Here is a 17,577-nt window from a genome sequence, read left to right on the forward strand (position 1 = left end):
TGCTGTTACCACCACGCGCCCATCCGACACGCCAAAGACACGCCGTTTGCGGCGGCTCTACAGGTCGGCGTGCAGCTGCCAGACGCGCTCGGCAGCGCCGAGCCACGAGAACGCGCGGCCGCGGTCGCCGGCCAGCACGGCGTACCGTTCGACGGCGGCAGCTGAGCCCAGAATCTGCGCGAGCGCGTCGCCGAGTGCCTCACCCGCGACCGCGTCGGCGCCGGCGCCGGCGCCGGCGTCACCGTCACTGTCACGGGGCGAGGCAGCCGCGAACACTCCCCCATCGAGGATGACCTCGCGGTGCATCTCGGTGTCTGCCGCCACGACCGGCACGCCGATCGCGAGCGCCTCGACCACACGCCACGGGAACGCCGTCCGCCTCGACGGCGCGACGAAGGCCACCGCCGCACCGAACACGGCGGCGCGGTCGGCGTCATCGAGCGTTCCGCGCACGTGCACACGCCCCGCATCGATCCCCGCCGCTTCGGCGAGCTCGACGACGGCGGGCTCGTCGCCGTCGGGGGCATCCAGCACCACGACCGGCAGGTCGGCCCCGGCACGCGCGATCGCGGCGAAGGCTTCGTCGAGTCGGGCGGATGCCGCGGACGACCCCGCCACGAGCACGAACCCGTCGGGCAGATTCAGTGCGCGACGCCGGCCGATCTCGTCGGTCGGCACGGCGAACGCGGCCGGCGCCGCTCCCGCGATCACACGGATGCGGTCACCGAACGCGCCGAGCTCGCCGAGCCGCTCCGCGGCGGCATGCGTCGGCACGACCACGGCATCAGCGTGCTTGACCGCCCGCTTGAGCATCGCCTTGTGCCACGTCACGGCGCCGCGGGCGAGCTCACCGGGCCGTTCCCAGGCATCCAGGTCCCACGCCGTCACGACGATCTGGTCGTGATCGTGCACGCGATCGTGCTTGACGAGCGGCGCGAGCATCGACGGCGAGTGGATGAGGCCACCGAGTCCAGGCGCGACGCCGAGCTGCCACGCGGCGGCGAGCTCGCGCCGCGGCAGCGCCGTGCGGGTCAGGTCGACGAGGCCCGGCACCGCCGCCTCGATCGCGGCCGCCGCGTCGGTCGCGGCGGGGACGATCCCCTCGACCGCGCATCCGGAGGGCGCCGTGCGCACCAGCGCGCGGGTCAGTTCGCGGGATGCCATCGCGAGCGTGGCATCCGTCGGCGTCACGATCTGGTCCAGGACCACCCGAAGGTTCGTCGTCATGGCGCCGCGGTGGGGGTCGGCGACGGCGGGTAGAGCGCCTGCTGGATGAGGTCGCGCACGTGCGCGTACTCGTCCGCCGTCGGGTTGTCGGTGTCGATGCCCGCCCCGTCAGGGGTGAGCTCGAGGGTGGCGACCGGCTGCTCCTTCGCCTTGACGGCGAGATCGACGAGGAACGGCAGCAGCGACGCCGGGATGTCGGTCTGCACGAGGTCTTCACCCGCGGCCGCGACCTGCTGGAAGCGCGCGAGCACGTTCGCCGGGTTCGCCTGCGCGAGAATCGCCTGCTGCAGCTCGCGCTGGCGCCGCATGCGGTCCCAATCGCTCGTCGTGTAGCGCGACCGCGCGTACCACTGCGCCGTGTCACCGTCCATGTGCTGCGGCCCGACCTCGATCCAGCCCGTCGCCCACTCTTCGGCGGACTGCCCCTCGTACGCGGGCCCGCCGCCTTCGGGCAGGCGTTCGGTGACGGTGATGTCGACGCCACCGAGCGCATCGACGATGTCGGCGAAGCCCTTCATGTCGACGAACACGTAGTAGGGGATCTCGATGCCGAGGATCCCCTCCGCGGCATCCTTCGTCGCCTCGATCGCGGGCGTCGAGCCGTTGTCCGCGGCATCCGGGTAGATGTCGGCGCCGCCGTTCGGCTGGCAGACCTCGACGGCGTTCATGAGCTGGTTGATGCCCGGCCCCCACCCGCACGTCGCGGAGGGGTGTCCTGTGAACCCGTCGGGGTACAGGTCGTGCATCGGCCCGTCCGAGAACGGCGCGTAGGCGAGGTCACGCGGGATGCCCGTGATGTGCACGGCCCCCGTCTCGGCGTTCACCGAGACGACAGAGATGCTGTCGAAGCGCATGGAATCGCGTCCGAGGCCGCTGTCGGCGCCCAGCAGCAGGAAGTTGTAGTAGCCGTTCGACGGTGCCACGGCCGGTTCGTTGTTGGTGAAGATGGATGCCAGCAGCTCGCGCGCCGGCCCGATGATCTGCTGCGAGGCGTAGGCGACGCCGCCACCGCTCACGACGAGTCCGAGGATCGCAGCGAGGGCGATGAGCGGCCGCGCCACCGGGCGGGTTTTGACCAGGCGCACGAGCCGCAGCGTATCGATCGTGAGCACCACCCACAGCACCGCGTAGGCGAGCAACACGACCTGCAGCACGAGCAGGAAAGCGACGTTCGTCGCGAGAGTCGTCAGCAGCGACGGCCACACGACGAGGGCCGCGATCGCGAGCACGACCAGCACCCACATGAGCAGGGTCGCGCTCAGTCCGACGCGAGCGAGCCGGCGCGAGCCCGCGAGCGACTGCGCAGAGCCGGGGATCAGGAAGTTCAGCGCGATGAGCCACCAGCCGCGGCGGGTCATGACCCGCGGCGAGCGCGCGTCGGGCCGCCGCATCGGCTGGTCGCCGAGGATGACCCCGACGCTGCCGCCGCGTGCGCCCTTGCTCGGGTTGCCGCCGCTCGAGTGACCGTCGCTCGAGTGGCCGTCGCCGGGTCGCGGCGGCAGCGGTGGCCGCGGCGGGGCGGACGGCGGAGCGACACTCACAGAGAGTCCTTGAGGCGGCGGTTCTTCTCCTCGACCTGCTGCTCGAGCAGCTTCGCGTACTGCTCGACGCGATCGGCGAGGCGCTCGTCGGAGGTGCCCAGGATGCGCGCCGCGAGCAGGCCCGCGTTCTTCGCGCCGTTGATCGACACGGTCGCCACGGGGATGCCTGCCGGCATCTGCACGATGCTCAGCAGCGAGTCCATCCCGTCGAGGGTTGCGAGCTGCACGGGCACGCCGATGACGGGCAGCGCCGTCATGGAGGCGAGCATGCCGGGCAGGTGCGCCGCTCCGCCGGCGCCCGCAATGATCGCGCGCAGGCCACGGGCACGGGCATCCCGCCCGTACGTCATCAGCTTGTCGGGCGTGCGGTGCGCCGACACGACCTCGACCTCGTGCGGGATGCCGAACTCACTGAGCACCTGTGAGGCGTCACTCATGATCCGCCAGTCGGAATCGGAGCCCATGACGACACCGACGAGAGGGGATGCCGAGGAGTGCAGAGCCGAAGTCACCCGACCAGGCTAGGGCGACACCCTGGAAGATCCCGGAGCGGCGCGCGCTCGGGGAGCGCAAATGGCTCGCCGAACCGGGTTTCGGGAGCCATTTGCGCTCCTCGAAACGTGAATCAGTCGCCGAAGAAGGCCGCAGTGGCGCGGGCTTCGTAGACGACGGCATCCAGGTCATCGCCGATGGCGTTGACGTGGCCGACCTTGCGGCCCGGACGCGGCGCCTTGCCGTAGGTGTGCACCTTCGCGGCGGGGTGCGCGGCGAGCGCCGCGGGCAGGCGGCTCTCGAGCGAGGCATCCGCGGGGCCGCCGAGGATATTGACCATCACGGCCCACGGCTGACGCGGCGCCGCGTCGCCCAGCGGCAGGTCGAGCACGGCGCGCAGGTGCTGCTCGAACTGCGAGGTCGCGGCGCCGTCCTGACTCCAGTGCCCGCTGTTGTGCGGGCGCATCGCGAGCTCGTTGACGAGCAGACGCTCATCGGTGGTCTCGAACAGCTCGACCGCGAGCATGCCGGTGACGCCGAGTCCTTCGGCGATGGATGCCCCGATGCCCGCCGCGACCTCGGTGAGACGCAGCGCGCCGTGGGGCGCCGGCGCGATGACTTCGGCGCATACGCCGCCGCGCTGCACCGTCTCGACGACCGGGTAGGCGACCAGATCGCCCGAGGGGCGGCGCGCCACCTGTTGAGCGAGCTCGCGGCTGAAGTCGACGAGTTCTTCCGCGAGCAGCGCGCCGTCGCCGAACCAGTCCGCGACCTCGGCGGGCGAGGTCACGACCCGGACGCCCTTGCCGTCGTACCCGCCGCGCGGCGTCTTCACGACGGCGCGGCCACCGTTGGCATCCAGGAACGTCTGCAGCTGCGCGGCATCCGCCACCTCGGCCCACTCGGGCTGCGGCACGTCGAGCTCGGCCAGCCGCGCGCGCATGCGCAGCTTGTCCTGCGCGAACTGCAGGGCGTCGGGGCCGGGATGCACGGCGACGCCGTCGGCGACGAGCGCGCGCAGCACCTCCTGCGGGACGTGCTCGTGGTCGAACGTGACGACATCGACCTCGCGCGCGAACGCGCGCACCGTCTCGAGGTCGCGGTAGTCACCCGTCGCCGTCGCGGCGAGGGCCGCCGACATGTCGGGCTGCTCGGCGAGTACCCGCACGTCGAGTCCGAGCTCGACCGCCGGCGCGATCATCATCCGGGCCAGCTGCCCGCCGCCGATGATTCCGACCTTCAGTGCCATGCGCTGCCTTTCGTCCACCCCATCATCCCGCACCCGCGCTCCCCGCGCGGCGGGGTCAGGGCAGCGGGGGCGGCGGGCCGGGGACGATCGGCATGGCGTGCGAGTCGCGGTGCGCGAGGATCTGACTGACCTCGACCTGATCGGCGAGCGCCTCGTGCATCAGCCGCACCGAGGGGATGTCGACCAGGCGCACCGGCTCGTCCACTCCGTTCGACAGCGACAGCGTGCCCGAGCCCCACAGTCGCTGCAGCGGACCGCGGCGCTCTCCGATCGTGTATCCGCGGGCGTGCAGGATCTCGGTGCGGTTGCGCCGCAACAGCCCTGACTGCGCGATGACCCGACGCGTCGTGACGGTGTACGTCCGGGCCAGCCAGCGCAGGTACGGCACGACCACCAGGAACAGGACGAGGATGCCCGCCACCGCCCACAGCATCCAATCACTCAGCCACTCGGAAACCGGCGCCGGGATGTTCCCGCTGAAGTACCCGACCGCGCCCGCGACGGCGATCAGCACGAGCGACGGCCAGAACAGCCGCCGGGCGTGCGACCGCACGCGCGCGATGCGCAGTTCGCGCGTCTCGGCACCCGGCGCCGGCGTGAGCGGGCGCCCCGGGTACGAAAGCGGCTGAGTCACCCCTCCATTGTGGCCGGTCCCGGTCCGAGAGCAGGCTCAACCAGCCGAGGATGCCCGATCCCACGCCGCGCGTGACGATTCAGCCTGCTTGCGGGCAACCGAGCGCGGCACGGCGGCCGCGAGCAGCGGGCGGCACGCGCCCCTCAGCGCACGTGCACGACATCCCCCGCACCGACGACGACCTCGCGACCGTCGCGCTCGACGACAAGCCGCCCGGCGTCGTCGAGGCGCGCGGCGCGCCCGCGCACGGTCTCGCCGTCCGGCAGCGAGACCGACACGTCGGCGCCGAGCGTGCGGCACCGATCGGAGATCCGCCCGGCGACGGCGGCGTGCCCGCCCACCGCGAGATCGGCGATGCCATCCCGCAGGGCGGTCAGGTAGTCGGCGAGCAGCCGATCCTCATCGGCGACCGCGCCCTGATCGGCGAACGAGGTCGCCGTGGGCACCGGCAGGTCGACGGATGCCATCGCCGTGTTGACGCCTGCCCCCACGACGACCGCGAAGGGGTCGGACGGAACGACTTCGGCGAGGATGCCACAGATCTTGCGCGCCCCGGCTTCATAGCCCGCGCCCGCCGGTCCGACGAGCACGTCGTTGGGCCACTTGACCCAGACCTCGGCACCCGGCAGTTGTGCCGCCACGGCATCCGCCATCGCGGCGCCCGCCACAAGCGGGATCCACCCGCGGTCGGCGATATTGATCGCGCCGACGCGCAGCAGCACCGAGATCGCGAGGGCCGCGCCGGGCGGCGCCGTCCAGACGCGGTCGAGTCGGCCGCGCCCGGCGCGCTGATCCCGCGTGAAGAGGACCGAGAGGTGCGGATGCCCGTCGGGTGCCTCGGCCGCGTCGTGCAGCAGCTTCGCGTTGGTCGAGGCGACGGTCTCGACGTACTGCAGTCGCGGCGACACCGCCGCCGCGAGCGGGTAACCCTCGTTCGGGATCGACATAGGCCCACCCTACGCGCGCCGCCACCGCAATAACTCAGGAGATGCGCGGCCTCGCCGCGGGGCCGCAGCCGAGATTCCGCGGGTCAGGCCGACGGCCACCGGCGCTGGTCCTGAGTTATTGCGGCGAACCGGCCGCGCGAGCCCGCGGTGAGCCGGCCGCGCGCCCGGCGGAGCGCCGGCTGCGCGCTGCGAGACGCGCGCCGCGCCGGCCGCAGACACCCGAGGACTGGAGGACTCGCACAGCGGATCGCGCGAGCGGCTGTCGCACTCCCCCAACCGTCCGGTCCGGACGGTCACTAGGGTGGAATGCGTGCCAGAGCAGCCGAACCAGCCAGAGCAGACCGAGACCGCGCAGCCCCAGGTCTCGACGCAGCCCGACCTCGCCACGACAGCCGGCAAGATCGCCGACCTCCGCCGGCGCTACCAGGAGGCGATCGTCGACGCCGAGGTGGGCGCTCGCGAGAAGCAGCACGCGAAGGGCAAGCTCACGGCCCGCGAGCGCATCGAGCTGCTCGTCGACCCGGGCTCGTTCGTCGAGCTCGACGAATACGTGCGCCACCGCACGACGGCGTTCGGCATGGACCGCTCCCGCCCCTACGGCGATTCGGTCATCACGGGCATCGGCACGATCCACGGCCGCACCGTCACGGTCTACGCGCAGGACTTCACGACCTTCGGCGGATCGCTCGGCGAGGTCGCCGGCGACAAGATCATCAAGGCGATGGAGTTCGCCCTGCGCGGCGGGATGCCCATCATCGGCATCCTCGACTCGGGCGGAGCCCGCATTCAGGAGGGCGTCGTCGCCCTCGGCAAGTACGGCGAGATCTTCCGCCTGAACACTGCGGCCTCGGGCGTGATCCCGCAGATCTCGATCATCATGGGTCCCGCCGCCGGCGGCGCGGTCTACTCCCCTGCCCTCACCGACTTCGTCATCATGGTCGACAAGACCTCGCAGATGTTCGTGACCGGCCCCGACGTCATCAAGACCGTCACGGGCGAGGACGTCGGCATGGAGGAGCTCGGCGGCGCGTACACGCACAACACGCGCTCCGGTGTCGCGCACTACCTGGCCGAAGACGAGGACGACGCCCTCGACTACGCGCGCACGATGATCGGGTACCTGCCCGACAACAGCATGGCCGACATCCCGGTCTACGAGAACACGTTCGAGTGGGAGACGACGGATGCCGATCGGGTGCTCAACGCGATCATCCCGGACTCCCCGAACCAGCCCTACGACATCCACCAGGTCATCGGCCACCTCGTCGACGGCGGCGACTTCCTCGAGGTGCAGCCGCTGTACGCGCCGAACATCGTGATCGGCCTCGGCCGCATCGAGGGTCGCACCGTCGGCATCATCGCGAACCAGCCCTCGCAGATGGCGGGCACCCTCAACATCGAGGCCGGCGAGAAGGCATCCCGCTTCGTGCGGTTCTGCGACGCGTTCTCAATCCCGATCGTGACGCTCGTCGACGTGCCCGGCTACCTGCCCGGCACCGACCAGGAGTGGACGGGCGTCATCCGCCGCGGCGCGAAGCTGCTGTACGCGTACGCCGAGGCGACCGTGCCGCTGGTGACCGTGATCCTGCGCAAGGCCTACGGCGGCGCGTACATCGTGATGGGTTCGAAGCAGCTCGGCGCCGACGTGAACCTCGCGTGGCCGACGGCGGAGATCGCTGTGATGGGCGGGCAGGGCGCCGTCAACATCCTCTACCGCGGCGAGATCAAGCGTGCCGAAGAGGCCGGCGAGGATGTCGCGGCGGTGCGCACCAAGCTCGCGAACGAGTACACGTACAACGTGGCATCGCCGTTCCTGGCCGCCGAGCGCGGCGAGTTGGACGGCATCATCGAGCCGGCGCAGACGCGCGTCTCGATCGCCAAGTCGCTGCGCGCGCTGCGCGGCAAGCGGGCCAGCCTACCCGCGAAGAAGCACGGTAACATCCCGCTATGAGCGGGGCAGACAACGTCGGGGGCACGAACGAGATGGATGCCGCGCCGGCAGCCATCCGCGTCGAGGTGCTCCGCGGCGACCCGACCCCCGAAGAGCTCGCCGCCGTCGTCGCGGTCGTGACCGAGGCCTACAGCCGCGAGGCGGCGGATGCCGTCGCCGAGACGGAGCCGCGCCCCTCAGCCTGGCGCGTGTCGGAGCGCCTGCGCGCGCCGCTGCGCCGCGAGATCGGCTGGGGCCGCTTCGGCGCATAGCGCCGCGAGCATGTCCCCCAAAATACCTACAGACAGGTTCTTGCCCACCCGTCAGACTGGTGGAGCTGGAACGCTTCTGCGTTCGGTGCACCCGCGCTCTTCGCGCGACCGCACCCTCGCGAGTCCGGTTTTCGGGTAACCGACTCGCATGGCGAGGGGCGGGCGGCTTCGCCGCCCCTCGCCTCCTCCTCTCACTCCGGCTGGCGCTCAGGCGCCGGGCGCCGCGCGAACTCGTGCCACAGGTCGACCGCGTCTTCACCGTCGTCGCCCGCAGAGCGGCCGACGACGGTGAGGGCGATCTGGTCGTGCGTCGAGGTGCGCACGAACAGGCGCTGCGACCGGGCGCCCGTGAGCACCCGCGCGAGGTCGCCCCGCAGCGCGGCGCGCTCGTCGGCCGACAGGTCGTCGAGTCCGCCTTCGTCGAGCACCGACACGACAGTACCGCGCGCCCGGGCCGACGACAGCGCCGCGCGCACCTCATCGTCCAGCAGCGCCGCCCCGCGCAGCTCATCGCGCAGGGTGCCCTCGGCGATCCGGGCGAGCTGTCGCTCGGTCTCATCGAGGCGTCCGGCCACCGTGATCGTGTGCGCGAGGATCGGCCCGGCGACGGCGAGCGCACGCTGGATGAGTGTGCGCCGTTCGCGGCGCACACTCTCTTGCGACGCGAGCCACTCCGAGGCGGCGCGCTGCATGTCGGTCAACTGCGCCGTGTCGCGCGCCGCCCGATCGACGAGCCAGGTGAGCAGCTGCGCGACGGCGACCCACAGCACGTCGCCGACGACGCCGAAGGCGAGGGCGGCCGACACACCGATCCACCCGATCGCCGCGACCGCGACGAGCACGACGCCGATCCACGCCGTCCAGGGCCGGCGGCGCACCATCACGATCGCCATGAGCGCGCCCACGCCGCCGATCGCCCACGTACCGTAGTCGGCGAGGCGCCCGTCGTGCCCCGCCGCGATCCAGGTCGCGCTGGGCACGATTACCGCGACGGCGATCGCGAGCGCCGCCGCCCACGCCGGCAGCAGGGTCCGCTCGCCGAAGCGGCGCGGTTCCTGCCGCCCCGCTGCGCGCGGGACCTTCCAGAAGATGCACACCCAGGTCGTGAGCAGATAGAGCGCGACCGCACTCACCTGCAGCAGCGGGTACTGCGGTGCCGTCGTCCACAGCAGAGCGCCCGCCGCGAGGTAGGCCGTGAAGGCCACGCCCAGCACCGAGAGGACGGTGCCCACCCCCGCCTTCATCGGGGCCGCTCCCACTCCAGGTGCACGGTCGTGCCAGCGTGGCTCGTCTGCACGCGTGCGCGTCCGCCCGAGGCCGCCATGCGGGCCACGATCGATCCGCGGATGCCGAGACGGTCGGCCGCCACGGCATCCGGATCGAACCCGGCCCCCGCATCGCTGATCCGCACCGCGACGACCCCGTCCGCTGCCTTGATGTGCACCGACAGCCCCACGCCGCCCGCGTGTTGGACGGCGTTCGCCAGCGCCTGCGTCGCCGCCAGCACGAGCGATCGCACGACGCGGCCGGGGATCGCGTCGACCGCCGCGTCGACCTCGGCCGTGATCGGCAGGGTCAGTCCGAGCTCGGATCCGGCGCGCTCGATGCCGGCGACCACCGCTGCCGCGGGCATCGGCTCGTCCGACCCTTCCCCGGCATCCTGCTCGGCGTTGGCGAGCCGGGTCAGCGCCTCACGCGCCATCGCGACGGCGAGCGCCTCCTCCCGCGGAGTCGTCGCGCGCTCGGCGGCGATGAGGGCGGCCAGCACACTGTCGTGCATGAGCGCCGCGACGGCGACGCGCTCGGTCTCGGCGGCGTCGGCGGCGGCCGCTGCCGCGTAGGAGGCGACGGCGTCGCGCCGGGCGCGGTCGATCCCGATCGCGGACCATCGCAACATCCAGCCGAGCGTGATGATGACGGCCGCGAGGATCATCGCGAACACGACGTCGAGCGCTGTGTTGCTGATCCGCGCGGGTCCGACGCCGACGTGGAACACCCGCGCAACCCCGTACAGCACGGGGATGAGCACGGCCCAGACGATCTGCAACGGCAGCCGGAAGGCCATGACGGCCGCCGCCGTCGCGACGTTCAGGAGGTACCAGATCCACGGCGGGGTGAGCGGGTCAGCGATGATCCCGGCCGTCGCAAGCGGCCAGCCCGCGAACACGGCGGCGAGCGCTACGGCGCACACGCGGCTTGCGGTGCGCGAGAGGATGCCCGTCACGAGTGCCGCGATCATGAACGCGAGCGGCACGAACGCGGCGATCATCAGGATGGGATGCCACGCCGTCGTCTCCTGCGTCGAGCCGAGCGCGTTGATGAGTGACTGCGTGCCGAGCACGCCGCAGCCGAGGGCGACGACGAGCGACGCGATGCGCTCGACGCGCGATTGGGTGAAACGCTCGGCACCGACGGAGATGTCGCCGAGACGACGGCGGATCGTCGGGTCGACGGCGAGGGGCGGCCGGTCAGCGGCCACCGGGGCCGTCACCGCGATCGTGCCCGACGAGCCCGTCCTCCATGGCCCGCCGCAGCAGGTCGACCTTCGTGGGCGCGGGTCTGCCGACCTCGACGTACTTGACGCGCACGCGCGTGATGTTCTCCTTGGCCGTGGAGTACGCGACCCCGAGGCGCTCGGCGACGGCCTTCAGCGGCAGCCCCGCCGCGTAAAGGCGCAGCACGTCGCGCTCGCGCGCGGACAGCTGCGCGTCGGCGAACGCACGGTCGCCGTCGACGGCGTTGGCCCATTCGATGTTCTCGAGCGGTTCGCCGCGCGCGATCGTCGCGATCGCCGCCATGACGTCATCGGTGCGGGATGCCTTGCTGATCACGCCCGTCGCTCCCGCGCTGAGCGCTTCGCGCACGGCCGCCGGCCGGTCGGCGACGCTGTGGATGAGCACGGGCGATCCGTCGGTCACGACCCGCTGCACGTTCTCGGTCACGGTCGCGCCGTCGCCGAGCATCAGGTCGAGCACGACGACGTCGACGGGTGCGACACCGGCATCCGCCCGCCACCGCAAGTACGCACTGACCGTCACGCCGGAGAACACGACCTGAGTCGTGCCCGCCCGCGCGCACGCCGCCTCGAGCCCGAGCCGCACGGACTCGTGGTCGTCGATGAGGGCGACGCGGATCACGCTGTCAGCCTAGCCAGCCGCCCGCGCGAGCACGGCGACGGCCTCGACGTGGTGCGAGTGCGGGAACAGGTCGAACGCGTCGATGCGGGCCGGCTCGTAGCCGAGACCGCGGAACGTGCCGAGGTCGCGCGCGAGCGCGACGGGGTCACACGCGACGTAGACGACGGATGCCGGGGAGAGCGCTGCGATCCGCTCGACGACCTCGCGCCCGGCACCCGCGCGCGGCGGGTCGACCAGCACGACACCGCGCGCGAGCCGCGCCCGGTCGGCGGCGCCGGACTGGGCGAGCAGCCGCGCGAGGTAGCGGTCGGTGCGCTCGGTCTCGGCGCGCGCGCCGACCCACTCGGCGAGGTTCTCGCCGGCGTGCTCGGTGGCCCGGGCATCCGATTCGACGCTCGTCACGCGGGCCGCGGGGCCGGCCGCCTCGGCGATCGCGGCGGCGAACAGACCGACGCCGCCGTACAGGTCGAGGTGGTGCGCGGACGGATCGATGCCGGTGCTCTCCAGCGCCGTGCGCACGGCGGAGGTCAGCGTCGACGCCGCGAGGCGGTGCACCTGCCAGAACCCACCCGCGTCAACGCGGAACTCACGATCGCCGACGCGCTCGACGACGGTCTCGCGGGCCGTTGGATCCTCGGCGGGGCGCGGTGGACGGGCCGTGCGGGTGCGGCCGCGGGGCTGGCGTCGGGCCTTCGCGCCGGGTTCGGCGCCGGCTCGGCGTTCTGCGGGGCGTTCGGCGCCGGCGCGTTCTGCGGTCGGGCGGCGCTCGGCGGCCGGGCGGACGATGACACGCACGCTGCCGTCGGAGGGCTGGACGAGGTCGACGCGGCCGGGCGCGAAACCTCCCGGAGTGCCGCCCAAAGTCGCCGCGACCGCTTCGATCTCCGCCGTCGCGAGCGGCAGATCGGGGTTCTGAATGACGCGGTGGCTGCGCGCCGCGAACGGGCCGATCCGCCCCTCGTCGTCGACGTGCAGGCTGACTCGCGTGCGCCAGCGCAGGCCGTCGGGGTGCTCCCCTGCACCGTGGTCGCCGACCCCACCCGCGGGCGAGAGCGTCGTGTCAGGCTCGGGGATGCCTGCGAACCGGATCAGCGCGTCATCGAGCACACGCTGCTTCAGCGCCCGCTGGTGCGCGAGATCGATGTGCCCGAACTCGGCTCCGCCGGGCCGGTCGGCGGGAGCTGTGGCGACGTCCGCGGCCGGCCACACATGCGCGCGGCGGTGCGGCGAGGCATCCAGCACCTCAACGACATCGGCGCGCCAGAACGACGACTTGGCGGTGTCGGTGAGCTGCACGCGCACCCGCTCGCCGTCGATCGCGTCGGCGACGAAGACGACGCGACCCTCGTGCCGCGCGACGAAGACGCCGCCGTGCGCGACATCGGTCACATCGAGGTCGAGATACTCATCGGGCATGGTTCCCATCCTCCCCCGAACCCCGGCACCGCGCGTACCCGTGCGATGTCCGCCCCAACCCGCGCTCTACCCTGGGGGGATGCGCGTGTGCTTGGCATCCACCTCTCCCGCCCGCCTCATGCTGCTGCGGCAGGCGGGCATCGAGCCGCTCACGCGCGCGCCGCAGGTCGACGAAGAGGCGGTGATCGCCGACGTCGAGACGCGCGAAGCGCGCACGCTGCCGCCCGACGAGCACGTGCTGCTGCTCGCGCGGCGCAAGGCCGCCGATGTCGCGGCCACTCTCGTCGCCGAGGATCCGTCGTTCGACGGTCTCGTCATCGGCGGCGACTCGATGTTCGAGCTCGACGGCGAGATCCTCGGCAAGCCGTACCTGCCCGAGGTCGCCGCCGCCCGCTGGCGTGCGATGCGCGGGCGCACGGGCGTGCTGCACTCGGGCCACAGCGTGTACCGGGTCGCGCCCGGCGAGCCGCTGCGCGAGGCGCACGCCGTCGCCGAGGCATCCGTCGGCTTCGCCGCCGACGTGACGGATGCCGAGATCGACGCCTACGTCGCCACGGGCGAACCGCTGCTGGTCGCCGGAGCCTTCACCGTCGACAGCCTCGGCGGCGCGTTCATCGACCGTGTCGAGGGCGACCCGTCGACGGTCGTCGGGATGTCGCTGTCGACGGTGCGCCGGCTGTGCGGCGAGCTGGGCGTCACCTGGACCGACCTTTGGCAACCCCGCACAGTCTCGTAGCTTCTCGCACACGTTTCTTCGTTGATCTTGTGCGAGTGATCCAAAGCTGACCCGCGCATGCTGGGTAGGCTGGCATCCATGCCCCGCCCCTTGGACCTGGCGCCCGCGCGCCCGCAGATCACCAAAGTGCTCATCGCGAACCGCGGGGAGATCGCCGTCCGCGTGATCCGCGCCGCACGCGACGCCGGCAAGGCCTCGGTCGCCGTCTACGCCGACCAGGACCGCGATGCGATGCACGCGAAGCTCGCCGATGAGGCGTACGCGCTCGACGGCGTCACGAGCGCCGACACCTACCTGTCGATCGAGAAGATCCTCTCGGTCGCCCGCCGCTCCGGCGCCGACGCCGTGCACCCGGGCTATGGGTTCCTCGCCGAGAACGCCGACTTCGCCCGTGCCGTGATCGCGGCCGGCCTGATCTGGATCGGCCCGAGCCCCGAGGCGATCGAGTCGCTCGGCGACAAGGTCACCGCCCGCCACGTCGCCGAGAAGGTCGGCGCGCCGCTGGCCCCCGGCACGCCCGGCCCCGTCGCCGGAGCCGACGAGGTCATCGCGTTCGCACAGGAGCACGGCCTGCCCATCGCGATCAAGGCCGCCTACGGCGGCGGCGGGCGCGGCCTGAAGGTCGCCCGCGAGCTCGACGAGGTCGCCGAGCTGTTCGAGTCGGCGACGCGCGAAGCGATCACGGCCTTCGGCCGCGGCGAGTGCTTCGTCGAGAAGTACCTCGACAAGCCGCGTCACGTCGAGACGCAGTGCCTCGCAGATGCCGCGGGCAACGTCGTCGTCATCTCGACGCGCGACTGCTCGCTGCAGCGCCGCCACCAGAAACTCGTCGAAGAGGCGCCCGCGCCGTTCCTGACCGAAGAGCAGAACCGCACGTTGTACGAATCGTCGAAGGCGATCCTCAAGGAGGTCGGCTACGTCGGAGCGGGAACGTGCGAGTTCCTCATCGGCGCCGACGGCACGATCTCGTTCCTCGAGGTCAACACGCGTCTGCAGGTCGAGCACCCGGTCTCCGAAGAGGTGACCGGTATCGACCTCGTCCGCGAGCAGTTCCGCCTCGCCGAAGGCGAGACGCTCGACTACGACGACCCCGAGCCGGTCGGCCACTCGATCGAGTTCCGCATCAACGGCGAAGACCCGGGGCGGAACTTCCTGCCCCAGCCCGGTCGGATCCACCAATTCAAGACGTTCGGCGGCCCGGGCATCCGTCTTGATTCCGGCGTCACGGCGAACGACAGCGTCTCGGGCGCGTTCGACTCGCTGCTGGGCAAGCTCATCGTGACGGGCCGCGACCGCGCCGAAGCGCTGGAGCGGTCACGCCGCGCGCTCGACGAGTTCGAGGTGTCAGGGATGCCCACGGTGCTGCCCTTCCACCGCAAGGTCGTGCGCGATCCCGCCTTCACCGCGGAGGACGGCCGCTTCGGCGTCTTCACGCGCTGGATCGAGACCGAGTTCGAGAACGACATCCCGCCGTGGGACGGCGAGCTCGAGGCGCCCGAAGAGGCCGAGCCGCGCCACACCGTCGTCGTCGAGGTGTCGGGCAAGCGCCTCGAGGTCAGCCTGCCCGACCGCATCGCGGTGGCCCCCGTCAAGATCGGCCGCCCCGCGGCCGCTCCCCCGTCGCGTCGCTCGCACACGGCGAACGTGAGCGCCGGGGCATCGGGTGATGCTGTCAAGGCGCCGATGCAGGCGACGATCGTCAAGGTCGCCGTCGAAGAGGGCCAGCAGGTCGTCAAGGGTGACCTCGTCGTCGTCCTCGAGGCGATGAAGATGGAGCAGCCGCTGCAGGCGCACAAGGACGGCGTCATCGGCGCGATCGACGCGACCCCCGGCACGACGGTGTCGGCCGGGCACCAGCTGCTCACGATCAGCTGACGACATGAAGCGGATGCCGGGCCTCGCCGCCCGCCTGGGCACGGGCGTCGCACTGTCTGCGGCGGCCCTGGTGCTGCTGGCGGCGTGCGCGAGCAGCGCGCCCAGCGACCAGGAGCGCGCTGCCTGGGCGCAGTGGGGCTCCGACGCGATCGCGGCGAACGGCGTCGGCGTCGGCGGTGTCTTCGCGACGGATGCCTCTTCAGAGGGCGTCACGGAGACCTACCCGTCCCCGCAGGCGCTGCACGCGGTCGAGCTGCGCTGCATCGGCACCGACCGCGCGCAGTTCACGCTGAGCTACACGGGGACAGGCGAGTCGACGACCGTCACGCAGGACATCGTGTGCCACGACGGCGGACTGCTCACGCCGATCGCGATCCCGACCGCGGTCGGCGAGCTCACGGCGTTCACCGCGGATGCCACCTCGCCCGACGGCGAGGGCTACTGGGTCGCGCTCCCGCAGGGGTAGCGCGCGCGGGCGCGCGGGTGAAGTTGGCGCGACACGCGGGAATGGCAGGTGGATACCCACGTGATGCGCCAACTTGTGGCGCGCCGCGCGAGCGCGCGCTTGTGAAGTTGGCGCGACACGCGGCACTGACAGCTGGATACCCGCAGGATGCGCCAACTTGATGTGCGTCGCGCGGGCCGCGCGCGGGCGCCCGCGCTACCCGAAGAAGTCGTCGTCGCGGTTGACGAGGTGCATCGCGCGCGTGGCATCCGTGATCGAGCCCGTCAGCGACGGGAACACGGCGAACACGCGCGACACCTGATCGACGGTGAGGCGGCGCTCGACCGCGATCGCGATCGGGTAGATGAGCTCCGACGCGCGCGGCGCGACGATGACGCCACCGATCACGGTGCCCGAACCCTCGCGCGCGATGATCTTGACGAAGCCGTCCTTGATGCCCATCATCTTCGCGCGGGCGTTCGCGGCCAGTGGCAGCTTGTGCACGTAGCCGTTGATCGCGCCGGTCTCGACATCCTTCTCTTGCCGGCCGACCGTCGCGATCTCGGGCGCCGTGAAGATGTTCGCCGTGATCCGGCGGCGCTCGAGCGGAATGACGGTGTCGCCGAGCGCGTGGAAGATCGCGGTGCGTCCCTGCATCGAGGCGACCGATGCCAGGGGCACGAACGTCGTGCAGTCGCCGGCGGCGTAGATGTTCGGCACCGACGTGCGCGCGACGCGGTTGACGTTGATGTGCCCCGACTCGGTCAGCTGCACGCCCGCTTCTGCGAGCCCGATGCCTGCCGTGTTGGGGACCGAGCCGACCGCCATGAGGCAGTGGCTGCCCTCGACGACGCGGCCATCCGACAGCGTTACGACGACGCCGTCGCCGACCCGCTCGACGGTGTCTGCGCGCGACTTCGACAGCACGGTCATCCCGCCGCGCGTGAAGACCCTCTCGATGACGGCGGCGGCGTCACGGTCTTCGCCGGGCAGAACTTGGTCGCGGCTCGAGATGAGCGTCACTTGCGCGCCGAGGTTCATGTACGCCGATGCGAACTCGGCGCCGGTGACGCCCGAGCCCACCACGATGAGATGCTCGGGCAACGCCTTCATGTCGTAGAGCTGCGTCCAGGTGAGGATCCGCTCGCCGTCGGGGCACGCGGTCGGCAGCTCGCGCGGCGACGCGCCGACCGCGACGACGAGGGTGTCGGCCTCGACGCGATCGAAGTCCGTGCCGCCGGGGCCGGTCGCGACGACGAGGGAGTGGTGGTCGTCGAGGCGTCCGTGTCCCGAGATGATGCGCACACCAGCATCCACCAACTGCGCCCGCATGTCGTCGGACTGCTGCCGCGCGAGCGAGAGCAGCCGTTTGTTGACCGCGGCCAGGTTGATCGCGACCTGCGGTTTGAGCGGACGGCCGGACTCGCCCTTCGCGAAGAACTCGACACCCAGATCGGATGCCTCCGAGATCGCGACTGCGGCATCAGCGGTCGCGATCAGGCTCTTCGACGGAACCACATCGGTGATGACGGCCGCGCCACCGACACCCGCCCGCTCGACGAGCGTTACACTCGCGCCGAGCTGCGCGGCGGCGAGCGCCGCCTCGTAGCCGCCGGGCCCGCCCCCGAGCACCGCGACGGACTGGGAATGGACGAAGCTCGGAGACATTGCTCCAT

16 protein-coding genes are annotated in these 17,577 nt (G+C 71.9%); 5 read left to right on the plus strand and 11 right to left on the minus strand.

The features are described 5' to 3' along the window. Positions 1–57 precede the first annotated feature (57 nt). The 6 genes from BGO46_RS01190 to BGO46_RS01215 all read right to left on the minus strand — a co-directional run bounded on the left by BGO46_RS01190 (position 58) and on the right by BGO46_RS01215 (position 6,090). On the minus strand, positions 58–1,227 hold the full coding sequence (locus BGO46_RS01190; RefSeq protein WP_292674466.1) for a glycosyltransferase: 1,170 nt from the start codon (positions 1,225–1,227) through the stop codon (positions 58–60). Further along, the gene (locus BGO46_RS01195) at positions 1,224–2,618 is read right to left on the minus strand and encodes an LCP family protein (RefSeq protein WP_292674817.1); all 1,395 of its coding nucleotides are present in this window, start codon (positions 2,616–2,618) and stop codon (positions 1,224–1,226) included. Before BGO46_RS01195 ends, BGO46_RS01190 begins: the two co-directional genes overlap by 4 nt. Before the next feature lie 146 nt (positions 2,619–2,764). Further along, positions 2,765–3,232: a 5-(carboxyamino)imidazole ribonucleotide mutase gene (gene purE / locus BGO46_RS01200; protein WP_292674813.1), complete on the minus strand. Its 468-nt coding sequence runs from the start codon at positions 3,230–3,232 to the stop codon at positions 2,765–2,767. Between the two features lie 161 nt (positions 3,233–3,393). Continuing rightward, positions 3,394–4,509, minus strand: coding sequence for a 5-(carboxyamino)imidazole ribonucleotide synthase (locus tag BGO46_RS01205; protein ID WP_292674463.1), 1,116 nt, complete (start codon positions 4,507–4,509; stop codon positions 3,394–3,396). 55 nt (positions 4,510–4,564) lie between these two features. Next, positions 4,565–5,143: a PH domain-containing protein gene (locus tag BGO46_RS01210; RefSeq protein ID WP_292674459.1), complete on the minus strand. Its 579-nt coding sequence runs from the start codon at positions 5,141–5,143 to the stop codon at positions 4,565–4,567. Positions 5,144–5,286: 143 nt separating this feature from the next. Beyond that, positions 5,287–6,090, minus strand: coding sequence for a biotin--[acetyl-CoA-carboxylase] ligase (locus BGO46_RS01215; protein WP_292674457.1), 804 nt, complete (start codon positions 6,088–6,090; stop codon positions 5,287–5,289). A gap of 400 nt (positions 6,091–6,490) precedes the next feature. On the opposite strand from BGO46_RS01215, the gene BGO46_RS01220 reads away from it, so the two are divergent. Together BGO46_RS01220 and BGO46_RS01225 are read left to right on the plus strand one after the other, a co-directional pair. After that, entirely contained in the window at positions 6,491–8,041 is a 1,551-nt protein-coding gene (locus BGO46_RS01220) for an acyl-CoA carboxylase subunit beta (protein ID WP_292674810.1), read from the plus strand. Then, the gene (locus BGO46_RS01225; protein WP_292674454.1) at positions 8,038–8,292 is read left to right on the plus strand and encodes an acyl-CoA carboxylase epsilon subunit; all 255 of its coding nucleotides are present in this window, start codon (positions 8,038–8,040) and stop codon (positions 8,290–8,292) included. Before BGO46_RS01220 ends, BGO46_RS01225 begins: the two co-directional genes overlap by 4 nt. 191 nt (positions 8,293–8,483) lie before the next feature. On the opposite strand, the gene BGO46_RS01230 is transcribed toward BGO46_RS01225, so the two are convergent. From BGO46_RS01230 to BGO46_RS01245, 4 genes are read right to left on the minus strand one after another with little or no spacing between them, the layout of a single operon-like run. Further along, a complete protein-coding gene (locus BGO46_RS01230; RefSeq protein ID WP_292674451.1) occupies positions 8,484–9,536 on the minus strand; it encodes a hypothetical protein in 1,053 nt (350 codons plus the stop codon). Continuing rightward, a complete protein-coding gene (locus tag BGO46_RS01235) occupies positions 9,533–10,783 on the minus strand; it encodes an ATP-binding protein (protein WP_292674450.1) in 1,251 nt (416 codons plus the stop codon). The genes BGO46_RS01230 and BGO46_RS01235 overlap by 4 nt, the downstream gene beginning before the upstream one ends. After that, positions 10,761–11,429: a response regulator transcription factor gene (locus BGO46_RS01240; RefSeq protein ID WP_292674448.1), complete on the minus strand. Its 669-nt coding sequence runs from the start codon at positions 11,427–11,429 to the stop codon at positions 10,761–10,763. The genes BGO46_RS01235 and BGO46_RS01240 overlap by 23 nt, the downstream gene beginning before the upstream one ends. A gap of 9 nt (positions 11,430–11,438) precedes the next feature. Further along, positions 11,439–12,845 (minus strand): TRAM domain-containing protein, encoded by a 1,407-nt coding sequence (locus BGO46_RS01245; protein ID WP_292674446.1) that lies wholly within the window; start codon positions 12,843–12,845, stop codon positions 11,439–11,441. A gap of 79 nt (positions 12,846–12,924) precedes the next feature. Between BGO46_RS01245 and BGO46_RS01250 the strand changes: the two genes are divergently transcribed. From BGO46_RS01250 to BGO46_RS01260, 3 genes are all read left to right on the plus strand, one after another. Then, positions 12,925–13,581, plus strand: coding sequence for a nucleoside triphosphate pyrophosphatase (locus BGO46_RS01250; protein ID WP_292674444.1), 657 nt, complete (start codon positions 12,925–12,927; stop codon positions 13,579–13,581). Between the two features lie 78 nt (positions 13,582–13,659). Beyond that, on the plus strand, positions 13,660–15,456 hold the full coding sequence (locus tag BGO46_RS01255; protein ID WP_292674442.1) for a biotin carboxylase N-terminal domain-containing protein: 1,797 nt from the start codon (positions 13,660–13,662) through the stop codon (positions 15,454–15,456). Positions 15,457–15,460: 4 nt separating this feature from the next. Continuing rightward, the gene (locus BGO46_RS01260; protein WP_292674440.1) at positions 15,461–15,922 is read left to right on the plus strand and encodes a hypothetical protein; all 462 of its coding nucleotides are present in this window, start codon (positions 15,461–15,463) and stop codon (positions 15,920–15,922) included. Positions 15,923–16,117: 195 nt separating this feature from the next. Here BGO46_RS01260 and BGO46_RS01265 read toward each other — a convergent pair whose 3' ends face one another. After that, positions 16,118–17,569: an NAD(P)H-quinone dehydrogenase gene (locus BGO46_RS01265; RefSeq protein WP_292674438.1), complete on the minus strand. Its 1,452-nt coding sequence runs from the start codon at positions 17,567–17,569 to the stop codon at positions 16,118–16,120. Positions 17,570–17,577 lie beyond the last annotated feature (8 nt).

The sequence above is a fragment of the Microbacterium sp. 70-16 genome (assembly GCF_001898315.1).
Lineage (GTDB): Bacteria > Actinomycetota > Actinomycetes > Actinomycetales > Microbacteriaceae > Microbacterium.